General features: G+C 36.1%; 19 protein-coding genes. 3 read left to right on the top strand and 16 right to left on the bottom strand.

The window, feature by feature from the left end; translation table 11 throughout:
- Nucleotides 1–637 precede the first annotated feature (637 nt).
- The 11 genes from AA0X95_RS11980 to AA0X95_RS11930 form a co-directional block, all read right to left on the bottom strand.
- On the bottom strand, nucleotides 638–817 hold the full coding sequence (locus AA0X95_RS11980; RefSeq protein WP_413309135.1) for a YpfB family protein: 180 nt from the start codon (nucleotides 815–817) through the stop codon (nucleotides 638–640).
- A gap of 90 nt (nucleotides 818–907) precedes the next feature.
- Entirely contained in the window at nucleotides 908–2257 is a 1350-nt protein-coding gene (ypeB, locus tag AA0X95_RS11975) for a germination protein YpeB (protein WP_413309133.1), read from the bottom strand.
- Nucleotides 2258–2271: 14 nt separating this feature from the next.
- A complete protein-coding gene (gene sleB / locus AA0X95_RS11970; protein WP_413309131.1) occupies nucleotides 2272–3168 on the bottom strand; it encodes a spore cortex-lytic enzyme in 897 nt (298 codons plus the stop codon).
- Nucleotides 3169–3266: 98 nt separating this feature from the next.
- Nucleotides 3267–3956 (bottom strand): glutamic-type intramembrane protease PrsW, encoded by a 690-nt coding sequence (prsW, locus tag AA0X95_RS11965; RefSeq protein ID WP_413309129.1) that lies wholly within the window; start codon nucleotides 3954–3956, stop codon nucleotides 3267–3269.
- A 74-nt stretch (nucleotides 3957–4030) separates the two neighbouring features.
- A complete protein-coding gene (locus AA0X95_RS11960; RefSeq protein WP_413309127.1) occupies nucleotides 4031–4987 on the bottom strand; it encodes an asparaginase in 957 nt (318 codons plus the stop codon).
- 6 nt (nucleotides 4988–4993) lie between these two features.
- Nucleotides 4994–5965: a YpdA family putative bacillithiol disulfide reductase gene (locus tag AA0X95_RS11955; protein WP_413309125.1), complete on the bottom strand. Its 972-nt coding sequence runs from the start codon at nucleotides 5963–5965 to the stop codon at nucleotides 4994–4996.
- A 207-nt stretch (nucleotides 5966–6172) separates the two neighbouring features.
- Nucleotides 6173–7450, bottom strand: coding sequence for a Glu/Leu/Phe/Val family dehydrogenase (locus AA0X95_RS11950; RefSeq protein ID WP_413309123.1), 1278 nt, complete (start codon nucleotides 7448–7450; stop codon nucleotides 6173–6175).
- 248 nt (nucleotides 7451–7698) lie between these two features.
- Nucleotides 7699–8283: a genetic competence negative regulator gene (locus AA0X95_RS11945; protein WP_413309121.1), complete on the bottom strand. Its 585-nt coding sequence runs from the start codon at nucleotides 8281–8283 to the stop codon at nucleotides 7699–7701.
- A gap of 85 nt (nucleotides 8284–8368) precedes the next feature.
- Nucleotides 8369–9145 carry a metallophosphoesterase gene (locus tag AA0X95_RS11940; RefSeq protein WP_413309119.1) on the bottom strand — a complete coding sequence of 259 codons (777 nt, stop codon included), beginning with the start codon at nucleotides 9143–9145 and terminating at the stop codon, nucleotides 8369–8371.
- 17 nt (nucleotides 9146–9162) lie between these two features.
- The gene (locus AA0X95_RS11935) at nucleotides 9163–9531 is read right to left on the bottom strand and encodes a hypothetical protein (RefSeq protein WP_413309117.1); all 369 of its coding nucleotides are present in this window, start codon (nucleotides 9529–9531) and stop codon (nucleotides 9163–9165) included.
- A 59-nt stretch (nucleotides 9532–9590) separates the two neighbouring features.
- Nucleotides 9591–10223 (bottom strand): HPP family protein, encoded by a 633-nt coding sequence (locus tag AA0X95_RS11930; RefSeq protein ID WP_413309115.1) that lies wholly within the window; start codon nucleotides 10221–10223, stop codon nucleotides 9591–9593.
- A 146-nt stretch (nucleotides 10224–10369) separates the two neighbouring features.
- On the opposite strand from AA0X95_RS11930, the gene AA0X95_RS11925 reads away from it, so the two are divergent.
- From AA0X95_RS11925 to cotJC, 3 genes are all read left to right on the top strand, one after another.
- Nucleotides 10370–10600 (top strand): spore coat associated protein CotJA, encoded by a 231-nt coding sequence (locus tag AA0X95_RS11925; protein WP_413309113.1) that lies wholly within the window; start codon nucleotides 10370–10372, stop codon nucleotides 10598–10600.
- Complete coding sequence (locus AA0X95_RS11920; protein WP_413309111.1) at nucleotides 10597–10857, top strand: spore coat protein CotJB; 261 nt, start codon at nucleotides 10597–10599, stop codon at nucleotides 10855–10857. Before AA0X95_RS11925 ends, AA0X95_RS11920 begins: the two co-directional genes overlap by 4 nt.
- Nucleotides 10858–11000: 143 nt before the next feature.
- Nucleotides 11001–11570 carry a spore coat protein CotJC gene (cotJC, locus tag AA0X95_RS11915; RefSeq protein ID WP_413309109.1) on the top strand — a complete coding sequence of 190 codons (570 nt, stop codon included), beginning with the start codon at nucleotides 11001–11003 and terminating at the stop codon, nucleotides 11568–11570.
- A 189-nt stretch (nucleotides 11571–11759) separates the two neighbouring features.
- Here the strand turns inward: cotJC and AA0X95_RS11910 are convergent, their stop codons facing one another.
- The 5 genes from AA0X95_RS11910 to AA0X95_RS11890 all read right to left on the bottom strand — a co-directional run bounded on the left by AA0X95_RS11910 (nucleotide 11760) and on the right by AA0X95_RS11890 (nucleotide 16155).
- A complete protein-coding gene (locus tag AA0X95_RS11910) occupies nucleotides 11760–12215 on the bottom strand; it encodes a DUF2663 family protein (RefSeq protein WP_413309107.1) in 456 nt (151 codons plus the stop codon).
- A gap of 89 nt (nucleotides 12216–12304) precedes the next feature.
- Nucleotides 12305–13012 (bottom strand): LysM peptidoglycan-binding domain-containing protein, encoded by a 708-nt coding sequence (locus AA0X95_RS11905; protein ID WP_413309105.1) that lies wholly within the window; start codon nucleotides 13010–13012, stop codon nucleotides 12305–12307.
- Nucleotides 13005–13613 carry a CPBP family intramembrane glutamic endopeptidase gene (locus AA0X95_RS11900; RefSeq protein ID WP_413309103.1) on the bottom strand — a complete coding sequence of 203 codons (609 nt, stop codon included), beginning with the start codon at nucleotides 13611–13613 and terminating at the stop codon, nucleotides 13005–13007. Before AA0X95_RS11900 ends, AA0X95_RS11905 begins: the two co-directional genes overlap by 8 nt.
- Nucleotides 13610–15118, bottom strand: coding sequence for a RecQ family ATP-dependent DNA helicase (locus AA0X95_RS11895; protein ID WP_413309100.1), 1509 nt, complete (start codon nucleotides 15116–15118; stop codon nucleotides 13610–13612). Before AA0X95_RS11895 ends, AA0X95_RS11900 begins: the two co-directional genes overlap by 4 nt.
- On the bottom strand, nucleotides 15109–16155 hold the full coding sequence (locus AA0X95_RS11890) for a helix-turn-helix domain-containing protein (protein WP_413309098.1): 1047 nt from the start codon (nucleotides 16153–16155) through the stop codon (nucleotides 15109–15111). The genes AA0X95_RS11895 and AA0X95_RS11890 overlap by 10 nt, the downstream gene beginning before the upstream one ends.
- Between the last annotated feature and the right edge of the window lie 242 nt (nucleotides 16156–16397).

The raw sequence follows: 16397 nt of genomic DNA, 5'->3' as shown, positions 1-16397 counted from the left end.
AGGAGTCGAGTACCCTCCGCTCCAATCAACAGGGGGGAAATCAACCAGAAGTATTGCAACACACTTTATCTTACCTAGCTAATTGTTTTGCAATCATTTTATATTTTGGCAGGCTGTCGTAAAAGGAACCTGTTCACGTGCAATTCTTCAATCCCCGTAACCAACAGTAGAGGAGCCCATGAAGCTCTATCAAGTATGTAAATCTTCATTTTTTCCTTTCTAAATTTATAAAGCAGTTTTTCTGAATTAGATATGATCTAATTCAGAAATAGACACAAATCCACATGGACTTAGGTTAAACTCTTGGGCTTATACATTTATCTTATTTTTATTATTTATTAGTTGAATGGGAGGTTTTAATTGAATACACACTGTTGATTGGAGCGGAAGGCGGCGAAGACTCCTGCGGGAGTACGGGGCAGGGGAGACCCCGCAGGAGCGAAGCGACGAGGAGGCTCCCCGGCACGCCCGCGGAAAGCGAAGCCGCCTGGAGCGGAAATCAACATACTTATTAAAAGTCCTTTATAATAAAAGAATTATTATTAGTTAGTGCGGAAAACCGTTAAAGTATTCGTGTGAAATAATGGCTGTCGAAAGTTTTTCGAAAGCCTAAAAAAAAGCAGGGTTGCCTGCTTTTTTACTTTCCTTGGAAGGTTTGGAGGATTTCTGTGAATGTATTTTCATTTACACCTTCGTATTTAGTTAATTGCTTAATTTGAGGAAATACATCCATTTGATGAAAGATTAATTGTGATAAAAACAAAAAAACAAACTGAATGATAACAACTTTAATTAATATTCGCTCAACCTTCTTCATACTTACCACTCCAGAATACATATAGTAATAGTATGGGAACGATCTTTTCATTTTATTCTAAATGAAAAGGAGGAAAAGCAAAGCTTTTCCTCATAGCACGTCTTCGTAAACAGCCTCTGCATTATTAAGCTTCTCGACTTCTTCTTCAACTCCACTTACAGCATTGATAAATATCCGATACGTATCATTTCCAATCGTTCCTAGGAACTCGTAGCACAGCACCTCTTTATTAAGGTCATTAACAATGATTGCTTGCCTGTCTTCCATGACCTTAAAGTTGGGATTCACCTTACTACGCGCCTGCTCCACAGAAATTGATGGTTTTCCTATTTCCCTAGTTTGGAAGGACTTTAAATATTCATCAGCGGATACACCAATAATATCTCCATTATCTAAAGCAACTTTTACTTTAACTGCTTCAGGATAAATTCTAACTCCATTAACATTAGTAACAAAGTTAAATACGCCGATATTATCATATTGAGTACTTTCAAACACTTCTAAATCTTTAAAACCTGTTTCCTTTAAAAAGGCAGCAGCTTTATTATCAGCTTCATTTAAACTGATATCCTGTTTTTTAATATCTCTATTATTAATAAACCAAATAGGGTGTCCAGCTTTTTTCGTAATATCCATACTTGCTTCCTGGCCTGTTTGGTTATTTTTAATAGATACACTGTAAAATCCGTAATTTGAACCCTTTCCATTCTCCGTTACTTTGACCTTTGCATTTCCATCGAAATTCATATATTTTTTAGCTATTTTAACAGCCTCGTCACGTGAAATAGTTTTCCCTTTAATCTTTTTAAAGTTTTCATCCTTTAATTGCATATTAGCAAAAGAAGGACCTAGGTCAGATTCATCATACCCTGATACGGTTTTTTCAACAGCTTTAAAACCATCAATAATTGTATTATCGGTCTGCTCTTTACCAGAAGCAAGTGCAAGTTCAACATCCATCCAACGAAGATTGTTTTTTAAAACCATATGCTGCACATTTCGTAACTCGTTCTGAATGTCACCTGACTGACTATATAATACCTTTAACTTCTCATATTCATCCTTCGATAAAGGTTCCTTATCTAAATCCCTGACAGCCGTACGATAACTGAAATCACCAATTTTCGCCAAGAATTCCTCCGTTTTATTAAACGGTAGTAAGGTTAATGGAAGTTGCCCAACATCACTATGTGCTTGTGAAGTAATCCGCCATACATCGGCTAATGATGGGGAAAGTGATTTTCTAGAATTCATCGCCAAAGTCGTTCCGATTTTATCATGCAATAAATCAACTTGATAGGTAAGGTCATGGAATGCTCGTTGATAGCTATTTTCCGCGTTTAAAAGAATAGCATTTTTCTCTTGGTGCTCTTGGTACCCCCAATAAGCTGTGCCTGCAACGCCTACGACTAGTATTCCAATTAATATTCCTCTAATCAATTCTATTCACCTCTCTACTTACAAAAAATATGTTTCCCGATTCGTTTAATTTGAGGTCTACCCCAGATCCAACCACTAGTGGCCGTGTCTGGGTTAAAATAATACAACGCTTCACCCGTTGGATCCCAGCCATTTATCGCATCCATAACCGCTTTCTTTGAACTTTCATTTGGTGTTAACCAAATTTGTCCATCAGCCACCGCAGTGAATGCGCCAGGCTCAAATATGACACCAGAAACGGTATTAGGAAACGTTGAACTATTCACCCTATTTAGGATAACAGCTGCTACGGCAACTTGACCGATATAGGGCTCTCCTCTGGATTCACCATGGACAGCATTGGCAATTAATCGAATATCATTTTGTGAAAACCCATTTGGTGTGTTAGCTGCAGTTGGTTTCTTAGTTGCCGCTGCTTTAGGTGCCGGTGCTGCTGGCGCTTTCGCTTTAGGTGCAGGCGACTTTTGTGCTGTTTTGTTAGCGGGAGCCTTTTGGGCTGGCACTTTTGGACTAGGTGCTGTTTGTTTACTTTGATCGACTCCGCCATAATGGGTAAACTTTTTACCATTGTTGATTTGTTTCTTTACAAACTGTTCATTGTATTTACTAGCCTTGGCAAGTTTAGCCTTTGTTGCTGTCCCTGCCAGTCCATCAATGGGTAATCCAAATTCATATTGAAAGTTTCTTAAAGCCCAATATGTACTCCACCCAAATACTCCATCTATTTTCCCATTATAGTAACCTATATATTGAAGTCTGGACTGCAACTCAATGACATCATCTCCTACAGCTCCTTTTTGAATGATCTGACCGGAGAAAGCATGGGCCTCATGATTTCCCATAAAAGAAAATGGCATAGTAAAGAAAAAGGTAACTAAGAAGCATTTGAATAGGATTTTTTTCTTTAACATGGAATAATAACCCCCATAATGAATCTTTTTAACAGTAACCCTATTTTTTGTTATCTTGGTGTTTTTATTCCATTTAAAACAAATAATTAAAAAACCCCTCAAGAATGAAGGGTTTTTTGAACGGAATATTGTTTTTTCATATGTGTCGCACTCAAAATTTTTGCCTTTTTTACTTTCCTTAAGCCAAACCACCATAGGAAAATCATAAACGGAAAAATAATAAACAACCAATGCTCTTGTGATATTAATATGAAATCATATGATCCGTGAAGAAGAAAAGGCAGCAATAACGAAAGAACCACCCATTTTACCTTCATCCCCTCAGTAAACTTGGCTTTTCCAATATAAAATCCCATAATGACCCCAAAAAGGGCATGACTTGAAACAGGTAAAAGTGCACGAGTGACTGCATGTTCAATACCATTAGCCAAAAGATAAAATATATTTTCAACTGTTGCAAATCCAAGAGAGACAGCTACTCCATATACAATTCCATCAAAAGGTTCATCAAACTCTACGTGCTGGTAAACAGCATAAAAAAGAATAAACCATTTAAAAAATTCCTCTAGAAGACTTGAGCTAAGAAACGCATTAATTAAATCAGATTTTAATAAATGTTCCGTTTCAAGCACATGTTGAACAAACATAATGGGAAACACAAGAAGTGCTCCATACAAAAATGTCCGAAGAACAAATGATATCGGTTCTGAGTCGTATTCATCTTTTAAATAAAAATAACTTAGCAGGGCCAGTCCAGGGGCAATCCCGGCTGATAATATTCCAAGCATGATGAACCTCTTTTCAAATCCGTTTTCTTTATCGTATCATGGAACCTTTATAAAGAAAATGAAAGTTTGATTTTTCAAAAATGAATATCCTTCAATCCACTGGCCATGGCTACTGCCAATTTAATCCTTGCCTTTTTGGAATCATTGTCACTACCAAGAATTACCCCTTTGTTATAAAGGTCATAGGCACTTCCTTCATAATCATAGGTCGTATAAACTGCTCCTTCTTCCGCACTAGTTGTGACCACTAATATGATTCCTGCAGCTATCGACTTTTCAATTTCTTCCATCATTAACGGAGCAACTTGACCACGTCCAACTCCTTCAAGCACTATACCCGAAACACCCGCTTCACGAGCAGCCTTAACAAATTTCCCATCAGCACCGATGTAGCATTTAATGATTTCAACCTGCGGAATAGATGATTGGATGTTAAAATACTCTCTTTTAATTGGTTTCTGAAAAACCTGTACTTTATCATTGTCAATAATTCCTAAATATCCAAAACCAAAAGCATTAAACCCTTGTATATTTGATGCATGTTCCTTTTTTACATATCTAGCAGCAAAGATTCGTTCATTAAAAACAACAACTGTTCCCACGTCATTCAAATCACTAGAACAAGCGGAATAAATGGCATGTCGCATATTAATATAGACGTCACTACCTTGATCCTCAGGGGATCGTTGTGAGCCCGTAACAACAATAGGTCTGGAATCATTAATAGTTAAATCAAGAAAATATGCTGTTTCTTCCATTGTATCCGTCCCGTGTGTAACAACCACTCCTGAAACAGCTTCATCTCTAAAGTATTCTTCGATTTTATTCTTTAGGACTATTAAATCATCAAATGTAATATGAATACTTGCTTTTTGAAAAACAGATTCAACTATCACTTCAATATCATTTGGTAAATTACACATAGATGCCAGTTCTTCCCCTGTGATAGCACCTGAAGCTAATTTTCCTGAATCCTTATTAGGTTTACTGGCAATAGTCCCACCAGTTGTTAATAATACAACCTTTTTCATATGCACTCACCCTTTGGCTTCTTTTTCTACTATTGACTGTGCAATTTGCCCACCATGAAATCTACCATTTTCAATAAAGATTTCATTTGCATTATTTCCTGCAGCAATAACACCTGCGATATAAATTCCCTCTATATTTGTTTCCATTGTTTCCGGATTATAAAATGGCCTTCCTGTCTCCTCATCAATCTGAACGCCCATTGTTTTCAAAAACTGATGATCTGGATGGTACCCCGTCATAGCAAAGACAAAATCATTTTCAATCTTGTGTAGATTTCCATCCTTTTCATAAACAAGATGGTCCTCTGAAATTTCTTTTACATGAGCCTGAAATTCCATAACAATAGTACCGTTTTTAACTAATGAATCAAATTCTGGAAGAATCCATGGTTTAATACTTGGAGAGTATCTCTCCCCTCGATAAAGAACAGTCACCCTTGCACCTGCCTTAACAAGTTCTATTGCAGCATCCACACTAGAGTTTTTCCCTCCAATTACACACACATCTTGATCAAAGTAAGGGTGAGCTTCCTTAAAATAGTGAAAAACCTTTGGCAGGTCTTCCCCTGGTACTTTCATATAATTCGGATGGTCATAATAGCCAGTTGCTATAACAACATACCTGGCATTATATGTCCTCATATTTGTTTCAACTAGAAATACTTCTCCGCTGTTGGATACTTTAGAAACAGTCTCAAATGAATGAATACGTAATTGTTTTCGTTTGGCTACCTCTCTATAGTAAACTAGCGCTTGGTTCCTTTTAGGTTTGTAGCTATCTGTTATGAAAGGTACTTCACCAATTTCCAATTTTTCACTTGTACTAAAAAAGGTTTGATGTGTCGGGTAATGATAAATAGAATTAACCAGATTTCCCTTTTCAATAATCAAAGGCTTTTTCCCAATTTGTTGTAATGAAATAGCTGCAGCTAATCCACAGGGACCCCCACCTATGATAATTACATCTTCAATTTCCAACTTGGTACATCTCCTTAAAATTTAAGCTTTGTTAAACAAGTCTGTTGATTTCCGCTCCAATCAACAGAGTGCAAAAAATCAACCTTATGCTATAACATAGCCAAAATTTAAAATATATGAAGTAGATTGTAATTTCACATAAAAAAATCTCCTACCGTATAATGATAGGAGATTTTCTTATGTGTTTCAAGAACAAAAGGTTACTATTTAAATCCAGCCTCTAAAGCGACTAGCTTCCGCCATTTTTCTAACCCCAACCATATAGGCTGCAAGGCGCATATCTACGCGACGTGTTTGAGCTGTATCATAAATACTTTTAAATGATTTAACCATTACTTTTTCAAGTTTTTCCTCTACTTCTTCCTCAGACCAGTAGTAACCTTGATTATTTTGAACCCATTCAAAATAAGATACTGTTACACCGCCAGCCGACGCAAGGACATCTGGAACAAGTAAAATTCCACGTTCTGTTAGAATTTCGGTTGCCTCTAAAGTGGTTGGACCGTTTGCAGCTTCCACTACTATGCTTGCACGAATGTTATGAGCATTTTCTGCAGTAATTTGATTTTCAATTGCAGCAGGTACAAGTATATCACATTCAAGCTCTAACAATTCTTTATTGGTGATGGTATTATTAAATAATTTTGTCACCGTACCAAAACTATCGCGTCTATCTAATAGATAATCTATATCCAATCCATTCGGATCGTACAAGGCACCATATGCATCAGAAATCCCCACGACGATAGCCCCTGCGTCGTGCATGAATTTTGATAAGTAACTTCCTGCGTTTCCGAACCCTTGGACGACTACCTTGGCACCTTCAATTTGAATGCCTTTCTTTTTAGCTGCTTCACGTATACAAATGGTTACACCTTTCGCAGTTGCAGATTCACGTCCATGTGATCCACCTAGAACAAGAGGTTTACCAGTGATAAAACCTGGAGAATTAAATTCATCTATCCGGCTATATTCATCCATCATCCACGCCATGATTTGTGAGTTAGTAAATACGTCTGGCGCCGGAATATCTTTCGTTGGCCCAACGATTTGGCTAATAGCTCGTACATATCCTCGGCTTAATCTCTCAAGCTCTCTAAAGGACATATCACGTGGATCACAAACAATACCACCTTTACCACCACCGTATGGAAGGTCAACTATACCACACTTTAAACTCATCCAAATGGAAAGGGCTTTCACTTCTGTTTCAGTTACACCTGGATGGAAACGGATTCCACCCTTTGTTGGACCAACCGCATCGTTATGCTGTGCACGGTAGCCAGTAAATATTTTAATAGAACCGTCATCCATTCTTACTGGAATTTTAACTGTCATCATACGCAACGGTTCTTTCAAGAGCTCATATACTTCTTCTGGATAACCTAACTTTTCAAGGGCCTTATGTATAACTGTCTGTGTTGATTTCAACACATCATGATTTCCCTCTTGATTAGTCTTTTCATTAGCTTTTTCGGCTACCATTTGTAATCCTCCTAAGAAATCGCTTTTACGAATGTTGTCCGCTTTCAGAGACAAGTATACACGTTTAAATGATTTATGCAAGAAGAAAAATGCACATGTAGATAATTTATTTCACAAACATGTAAACGCTATCATCCCTATTTTAATAGGGAATCTGAAAAATTTCTACTCCCAATTTTGTTATTCTTAGTCCATTAAACAGAGAGAAGGGACCGAAGCCCCCTCGAAAAAAATGTTACTATAATATTTCACTTAAAATATAGAAGTATGGTTTCCACTGTTTTATTTTCAACAATTACTTTTCCATATTCAGCGAGAACGTAAGTACTAATAATCGATGGGTTTCCGAATTCCGATAATATACAGGCAGCTATTTCTTTTTTTGTTGTTTCCACTTGGTCCATCAGAAGATAATATCTGTTATTTAGGGAATATAAACTGCCTCCCCTTATATCTGCAATGGACAACCTTTTTGAAAGGTCTATGATATCTTCAAAGTCTTTAAATTCATATAAAAGATCTTCACAGCCTTCAAGCCTAACCTGCATTTCAATAAATCCATCATACAACAAATCCTCTTCATCATCTTTTACATCGTCAACTGTAATGATTAATATCATCCCTTGAGCTTGAAGGGAAAAAATTTCAACTGCCACTGAACCTTGTATATCTACATCAAACTCCTCACTTGCCTCTTCAAGCATATCATGAAAGAGCTGATTCCATTTGCTTGAATCCTTCCAAATATCTTCTTTCGATAGTCCTCTTTCAAATAAATCATCAGAGGTTAAAAATATTTTTATTTTATTGGCCGTTAAGCGTTCTAAGCGCATGCTTTTGCCCCCTGCCGTGACATAACTCTTATTTTCAGTTTATGCCTCAAGGGGTTATTGGTGAATTGTCTACATGGTCCTATTGTTATTGCTCTCTGCATAAAGTTATTAGGTGTGTTTCAGCAGGTGCCCCTAATCTTAAAGGAAGAGCTGTCGTCCCATATCCGTTACTAATGAGAAGTATGGTATTTGCTAACTTTTTAATACCGCCTCTTTTGTAGGGGCTATACCCCAAAATATGTATTTGCCCCCCATGAGTATGTCCGCTTAACACTAATCGAATTCTGTGTTCTGGTACTATCTTCTCAGTAATGTTTGGATAGTGGCATGCTAAGATTTTGAAACTACTTTCCTCAGCATCTTGGAGGGCGTAATCAAGTCGGTCTCGATTTTGATTTAAATCATCAACACCCAATAAACATAATTTCTCTCCCAATCTGGATTCAAAGGTTACTGCTGTATTATCTAACACTTTAACACCTGCATCTAGCAAAATAGCATCTAATTCATGATAATCCACTTCATAATCATTGTTTCCCCAAACAAAATATACAGGACCTATCCCCTTTAATTTCATCAAATTGGCTTTAACCTTATCGAACGGCACACCTTTTTCTGTTAAGTCGCCCCCGATCACGACAAAATCCGCCTTTCCCTTAACCGTATTAATAATGGTTTCCGAAATCTCTCTTCTATGTATATCTGAAATAAAAAATAGTGAAACACTTCCCAAAGATTCCGGAAAGTCTGGAAAGGCCAGCCTATGTTCTAAAACTTTATTTCTGAAAGCTTCCCATAACATATATGCAAGTAGGCATGCCCCAAGAATACAAAGGGCTACCAATAAAATAATCATTATCATCTTTCCCCTTTTCTGTCTTAATGTTTTACGGAAATAATACCATAAACTATACTTAAACTAAAAAAAACAAGTGTATGCTCCCAGCCCAATTGAAAAAGGAAAAAGAATACTACTAAGAGTCCTCCAATCTTGAAGTAAAATAACAACTTTAAATGAATGTCCTTTTTCCAGGTTCTTATGGTTGTATGTAAGATCACTCGAATCTCACTTCCTGCACAGATGATCCCGATAAAAAAAGCCATAGAAGCTGCAAAAAACTTTAATGGATTGACTACAAGACTAATAAAAAAGTCAGATAGGACAAACGGATGTGTAATAGGTATCCATTGAATTGTTAAATAGCCGCATAAGAAAGTGACTAGCAGCATGCCTACATTAAAAAACATGAAAATCCCTCCCATATAAAATGTATGAGAGGGATTAAGATTCTTTACTGATTAGTTTATTACACTTCTTGAATGCTTAGAATTCTAAATCCATGTTCTTCCAGCTTCTTCGTAAACTTGTCGATGTTATCCTTCTTCTCAATCTTCATTACAATTCTTCTTACTAACTTATCTGTTTCATCAAAGGTTACTAGTGAAATGATATGTTCATGGAAGTGATGGGCAATTTCAGAAAGTCGGGCAATCCGGCCTTCCGTTTCCACTGAGGTAAATGCAATTCTTACACCAGGACGGTTTACACCAAAAGCACTTTCAAAAGAACCGATTACATCAGAACGTGTAACCACTCCAAGGAAATGCTTATTTAAATCCACTACTGCCATCAACGGGAAGTCCTTTAGATCAATTAGCGTTTTCTCAAAAATCTCTCCACCTTGTAAAAATTTCCCTTGATAAGAAAGGACATCTTTCACGTAAGTTGAGTTTAAGTACTCCTCTTTATCTTTATTTGAGTGAAAATAATTTTCATAGATATTATATCGAGTCGCAACTCCTAAATATACCTCTCCACGTAAAACAGGTAACCCATCAATTTGATACTTTTCTAACATATCCAGGGCATCTTTCAACGTTACATCTTCCTGCGCAGTAAAACATTCATGCTTTGGTATCATAATATTTTTTACGAACAAATCCCATCACCTCAAAATAATAATCCATTCTTCTCATTATACTTCTACAAACAGATAATAAATCCCTTTAATATCTTAAAGTTTTATGTCATGAAACGGTAATTTTTTCATAAGATTAATTGATGTTGAATATAGGGAGGGCTACAATGAATACTCATTTTAAAACCTATCATCCTTACGCGAGTCCGTTTGACCCTTGTAAGCCAATACTTGAAAAAACCTATTCCACTCCACCTCATTTATATATGGGATTCCAACCACCGAATCTTCCACAATTTTCTCCACTTGATGCACTTAGAGCTGGCACACTATGGAAGGACCTTTATGATCCTTATTTTAATTCTTCTGAAAAAGCACAAGGGGGTCTACCATCATGAACCAGGTACCCGCTGAATATTATCAATTAATGGAACAGCTCCAAGCCGTTGACTTTGTTTTAGTCGAGCTAACCCTATACTTAGACACACATAACGACGACCTTGAATCTATTAATCAATTCAATCATTATGCAAAAGAAAGAAAACGATTAAAAAAAGCGTTTGAAAGCCAATTTGGCCCGTTATTACAATATGGAAACAGTTACTCAGGCTATCCATGGAATTGGGACGACAGTCCTTGGCCATGGCAAGTTTAAAAGCGGAAGCGCCTTGGTCAGCCCCGACAGGCAAATGTTCTTCGGCAAGAAAAGTCCGCTTTTTTGACTTTTATTGACGAAGGTTATTTGACCCGAGGGGTTAGGCGCTGGAGCTAGATAAATAGAAGGAGGGATTATTATTCATGTGGATTTACGAAAAGAAACTACAATATCCCGTAAGAGTGAGCACATGTAACCCAACATTAGCAAAGTATTTAATTGAGCAATATGGAGGTGCAGATGGAGAACTTGCTGCTGCCCTCCGGTATTTAAACCAAAGATATACTATTCCCGATAAAGTAATTGGGCTACTTACAGATATCGGAACAGAAGAATTTGCTCACCTCGAAATGATTGCTACAATGGTCTATAAATTAACGAAAGATGCAACACCAGAGCAATTAAAAGCGGCAGGACTAGGTGAACATTATGTCGATCATGACAGTGCATTATACTATCATAATGCTGCGGGAGTACCGTGGACAGCAACATATATTACGGCTAAAGGTGATCCTATTGCTGACTTATACGAGGATATTGCTGCAGAAGAAAAGGCACGTGCTACTTATCAATGGTTAATAAACATAAGTGATGATCCGGATATTAATGATAGTCTTCGTTTTTTACGTGAACGTGAGATTGTTCACTCCCTTCGCTTCCGTGAAGCTGTGGAGATATTAAAGGAAGAACGCGACAAGAAAAAATACTTTTAATAAGAAAAGCGCAAGCGCCTTGATCAGCCCCGACAGGCAAATGTTCTTCTGCAAGAAAAGTCGCTCTTTGACTTTTATTGCAGAAGGTTATTTGACCCGAGGGGCTAGGCGCTGGAGCTGGACAATTCTCGAAGTCGAATTTTATACTCTCTTGTAAAGTTAAATAAGAAGCAGAAGTGTCTTTGCTTCTTATTTTTTTTCATGATAGAGGTTAATATCGTATTTTTTCTTCATAGTCTCAAACACTAAATGACGATTCTTCCATTCCTCTTCCTTTTTCCATAAATCTTTGCTCCGGTCGACAATTTCACATCTTAGTTCCTGATATTCCTTTTCCTTTTTCTCTTTTTGTTGTTTTAACACATTCATGGACCCTAGTCCAATAAGGACAATTGTTAAGAGCGACACACTGACTGAATCATTGAGAGTTGCGGATAATGCAGCTAAAAAAGAATAAGAAAAATGCAGATAAATTGTAAAATAAAAATAGGCAATAAAGATTAACGCAAGGGAAAGGGTCGCATATATCGAAATATAATGCCAAAATTTTGTATCATCAAACTTTTTTTTCCGTTTTCTTACGTTTTCTAACATTTGTTTAGTTGCTTGGTCCGTATGTTCAAGTAATTGGATTGGAGAATCCATTTTATCCCTCCATTTCTCCATATATATTTATGAACTTGTCCTGAACAATATGTTTTTTCCATAAAAAAAACCGACCAAAGGATGATCGGTTAGTTGTTTAATGGGATTTTTAATACTTGACCAGCATAAATATTTTCACTGGTTAGATGGTTAGCCTTTTTAATAATGTCTATCCCCTTTTGAGACTGGTAATAATTCATTGCAATTCGGTATAGTCCCTCTCCAGGTTGGACCGTATGATATTTTATTCTAACAGTGGGCACTGTTTTTTTAGTTTCTGTTTGTGCTTTACTGTTTTTATCTGTTTGCTGTTGGTCAGCCGGAGCATTATTAGAACTAGCAGGCACACTCTCGGTGTTCAGCTGATTACTATCTTCGGTTGATTTTTCTTCTACCAAAGGAATTTCACTTTGCTCCTTGGGACTAGTCACATTTGAATCGTCTTGAATATTATCCTCAGTTTTTTCAGAATCCGCCTTGCTTTCATCTTCATTATTGTCAAGATTAATGGTTTCATATCCGATAGATTCGCTTGAGGTTTTTTCTGTCCCTATGATTTTTTTACCGCTATCACGATATGAAATAACACTAAAGATAATAATTGGTAAAAGGATAAAACATAATACTAATAATCGTATCACAGGAAATCTTAGCTTCCATTTTGTTTTCTTCTTTTTTTGCCGATGGATTTGTTCTCGTGGAGGTAATTCATCACCGTACTCCACTTTTTCATTTATTTTTTGGATCCGTTGTTTTAACCTTTCCGCTTGGTCCCTATATGGTTCTTCTTTATTCATGGAGACCCCCCTCTTGTTGGACATCAATTAGTGAACGTTTAAATTTTATATATATACCTAAAAGAAAATCAATGACAAAATGCATAATGATTGTAACAACTAAATTATTTGTATAAGCATAAATGCTACCGATTAAAAAGCTAAGGACAATAATATTTAAAAACAAGAACCAATTAAAAAGGTATCGATAATGGATAATAGCAAAAATAATACTGGCAAATAGTAGTCCAACCTTTGTTTGTATGATCCCTCTAAAAAGTAATTCTTCACTAAATGCTACAAATGCCGCAATGATAAAGATATGAAAGACCGATTTATTCTTAAAAATCCTTTCATTCAATCCCCCATCATCATAAAAAGATGAAGGCAGAATTCTCATTAATATAATATCTATGATAACTACTGCCACACCTGCAGGAATACCTATTACAATTATGTTCCGATCCATCAAATTGAAAGTCTTTAAAAAAGAAAAATGGTCAAATAAAAGAATTCCTAAAATGAAAGAAATGATTAAAAGAATGACCTGTGTTAAATATAAATGGGAAAGTAGTTCTTTGTCTGTTAAGCTGGCGATTAATTCGTTATACTTTTTCTTCATTCACTCATCTCACTATTTAATAAAATTTTGGTTAAATAATCCTTCCAATCTCCATCACTAGGTCTTCTTATTTGAAGATTTCCTTTTGATTCATAATTCTCTAGATGTATCCCACATCTGTCGCAGCATAATGAAACCTTGGAGGTGAGTGTTTCTTCGAAATGTTTCAGAATAAATTCACGGCGGCACGTCGTTGATTCCACCCATTTTTTCATTTGATATATATTACTCTTTTTAATCCTTATTCTTTCATTAACAAACTCTGAGATTGTATATCGTAAAGTGTCAATACTCATATCTGGTTGATATCGCTGGTGTATAAGTTCCACAATTATTCTCCACTGTACTTCAGTAAAGCCTCCGAAATCTCTTAAGTCACTATGGAGACTAATACCACCATCGTCTAACTGTTGGATTTGCATAATTTGCTGGAACAACCAATCAATTTGTTGTACCGATGGAAGCTCTCCCTCTGCAAGCTGGATTGGTAATTGTTCATCACCGGGAGAATATAGGAGAATCGCAATACTCGGACTACCATCACGCCCTGCCCTTCCAATCTCCTGAAGATAAGATTCCATTTGCATTGGCATATGATAATGAATGATAAAACGAATATTTTCCTTATTTACTCCCATACCAAAAGCACTAGTTGCACAAATTACATCTAGTTGATCGTGAATAAATTGTTGTTGGATCAGAATTCTTGTATTCTGTTCCAGTCCCCCGTGATAGGCCATAGCCTGACAGATTCCTTTTTCACCTAATAAAGATGCCATTTGTTCGGCCATTTTTTTACTTGAAAAATAAATGATTCCAGGTTTCTTCAGTTTAGATACAAGTTCAATTATACGATTCTGCTTTTCATTGAAATCAGCCAATTCTTCAACATAAAAAGAAATATTCGGACGATCGATCGTTGATTCAATTTTATTAACTACTTCTAATCCAAGGGATGTAATAATATCTTCCCTTACCTTCTTAGTAGCAGTAGCCGTAAGTGCTAATGTTAAGGGATTTCCGAGTTTTTGGCGTATATCCCCTAGTTTTGAATAATCTGGTCGGAAATCATAGCCCCATTGTGAAATACAATGAGCCTCATCCACCACGAACAATGAAACGGTAAGCTGTTGAAGTCTTCTTAAAATAAATGGAATCCCCATCATTTCAGGTGAAATAAATATATATTTATAATTGTTCAATCGATTCAGCACTTTGTTCCTTTCTTCTACAGGAAGAAAGGAATTCAATGCCACGACCCTTTTTTCTCCAAACCGATTCATTTGCTCTACTTGATCTTGCATTAGGGATAAAAGTGGTGAAACAATTAAAATCTGGCCCTTTAAGATATAACCAGGTAACTGGTAGCATAAAGATTTCCCCGTACCGGTAGGTAGCATGGCCAATGTGTGTTTCCCTTCAAGTAAGGAGGTAATGACTTCTTTTTGTCCTGTTTTAAATGAATGATACCCAAAATATTGCTCTAAAAGTATTTCTAGTTCCATGACTTATCACCATATTTCGCTAAGACTAACCTTATTTGAAAATATGTGGCTGTATTTAATTCATCCCTAATCAGCTTTAATTGTCTCGTTTCCAATTTTCGAGCAATGGATAAAATCTCCTCTTGTAGATTTTTGCTCACATATGTATCAATGGAAAAATCATTTACATGTAAAGCAAATTCAACAAGATGATCTTCAATGGTACTCATTTTCAACTGTCTAAGATTGGCAATGTGGTCAAGTGGGTATCCCTGATTTAATAAATTCCATGTTTTCCTAGATGAAAGAGTTAATTCATCTGTTTGTTTAAGGTCTCGAATAAGTAAAGGTAAAATGCTAAATTGATCTGCTTCCTGCCTAATCTTTTGTATTAAATAATGAAGTATTTGAATAAAAGCAAGGTGGTAATCATGCAAATCCATCTCCATCTTCCTAGCAGTCTGTTGTGGCGTTAAACCAATCTTTTTAAAACCAGTCAGCCGAAAAACAAAAATAGATGGGTCCACACCTTTATAATGGTCAAAACAACTCACCAATTCAGCAAAAACCATTTCACCTACTGCTTTCTTTTGGACTTTTATCTCTTTTAATACACTTTTCAACCATTGATGGTGTTCTTTGTTTTTTTGTATAGGAATATATCTTTTTTCTCCGTTTACAAGATTTGAAGTAACCTGAACGAATAACGACAGTCTTTCCCAAAATATATTAGTAAATGAATGATATTTCCACCCATCCAAATAAGACGTAGGTGGATTGTTTTCAAGGAGTGTCTTCCCAAGAGTGGTAAGATGGTATCGCTGGTCACCATAAAAGGCGATTTGATTTTGGTGTACCATGGATTGGATAATCTCTTCAAAAGCCTCTCTTGTTAGGGGTTCATAAATCCCAAAATAATTTTTCAAGGAGAACAAGTGGGCATCCTGAATCGTTTGTGAAGACTTTTTTCCATTAAGTAAATGAAAGATGGAATAAACTGTTCGCTCGCAATTTAGTTGTTTTAAGCAATAAAGAATAATGGATTCTATCTGCTTCATTCCACCTCACCACTTTTTCTTGTTTATATTCGACAAAATATCCATTTTTTCTATTATTATTTTAACATGAAATGGAGGTACTTGTTGCTGAAAATTGTGTAACTTTAAGAAATTCAATTTACAGATGCAAGGCTATAATAACATTTTTCTATTGAAAAGTTGCCCATACAGTTTTACAATAGAAATGAGTTATGCGTTTCCATTTTACAATGGAAATTAGCAAGAATATTTTGTTAATTTAC

Origin of the sequence: Neobacillus phoenicis, from assembly GCF_047302305.1 — a bacterium.
GTDB lineage: Bacteria > Bacillota > Bacilli > Bacillales > Cytobacillaceae > Neobacillus.
This window is presented reverse-complemented; position numbering and strand designations above follow the sequence as displayed.

Coding starts and splice junctions, on each gene's coding strand:
- AA0X95_RS11945 (WP_413309121.1), bottom strand. CDS start 8,283: ATGCGCTTAGAACGCTTAACGGCCAATAAAATAAAAATATTTTTAACC.
- AA0X95_RS11920 (WP_413309111.1), top strand. CDS start 10,597: ATGAACCAGGTACCCGCTGAATATTATCAATTAATGGAACAGCTCCAA.
- AA0X95_RS11910 (WP_413309107.1), bottom strand. CDS start 12,215: ATGGATTCTCCAATCCAATTACTTGAACATACGGACCAAGCAACTAAA.
- AA0X95_RS11980 (WP_413309135.1), bottom strand. CDS start 817: ATGAAGAAGGTTGAGCGAATATTAATTAAAGTTGTTATCATTCAGTTT.
- AA0X95_RS11935 (WP_413309117.1), bottom strand. CDS start 9,531: ATGTTTTTTAATGTAGGCATGCTGCTAGTCACTTTCTTATGCGGCTAT.
- AA0X95_RS11890 (WP_413309098.1), bottom strand. CDS start 16,155: ATGAAGCAGATAGAATCCATTATTCTTTATTGCTTAAAACAACTAAAT.
- prsW (WP_413309129.1), bottom strand. CDS start 3,956: ATGCTTGGAATATTATCAGCCGGGATTGCCCCTGGACTGGCCCTGCTA.
- AA0X95_RS11895 (WP_413309100.1), bottom strand. CDS start 15,118: ATGGAACTAGAAATACTTTTAGAGCAATATTTTGGGTATCATTCATTT.
- sleB (WP_413309131.1), bottom strand. CDS start 3,168: ATGTTAAAGAAAAAAATCCTATTCAAATGCTTCTTAGTTACCTTTTTC.
- cotJC (WP_413309109.1), top strand. CDS start 11,001: ATGTGGATTTACGAAAAGAAACTACAATATCCCGTAAGAGTGAGCACA.
- AA0X95_RS11940 (WP_413309119.1), bottom strand. CDS start 9,145: ATGATAATGATTATTTTATTGGTAGCCCTTTGTATTCTTGGGGCATGC.
- AA0X95_RS11950 (WP_413309123.1), bottom strand. CDS start 7,450: ATGGTAGCCGAAAAAGCTAATGAAAAGACTAATCAAGAGGGAAATCAT.
- AA0X95_RS11905 (WP_413309105.1), bottom strand. CDS start 13,012: ATGAATAAAGAAGAACCATATAGGGACCAAGCGGAAAGGTTAAAACAA.
- AA0X95_RS11900 (WP_413309103.1), bottom strand. CDS start 13,613: ATGAAGAAAAAGTATAACGAATTAATCGCCAGCTTAACAGACAAAGAA.
- AA0X95_RS11925 (WP_413309113.1), top strand. CDS start 10,370: ATGAATACTCATTTTAAAACCTATCATCCTTACGCGAGTCCGTTTGAC.
- AA0X95_RS11960 (WP_413309127.1), bottom strand. CDS start 4,987: ATGAAAAAGGTTGTATTATTAACAACTGGTGGGACTATTGCCAGTAAA.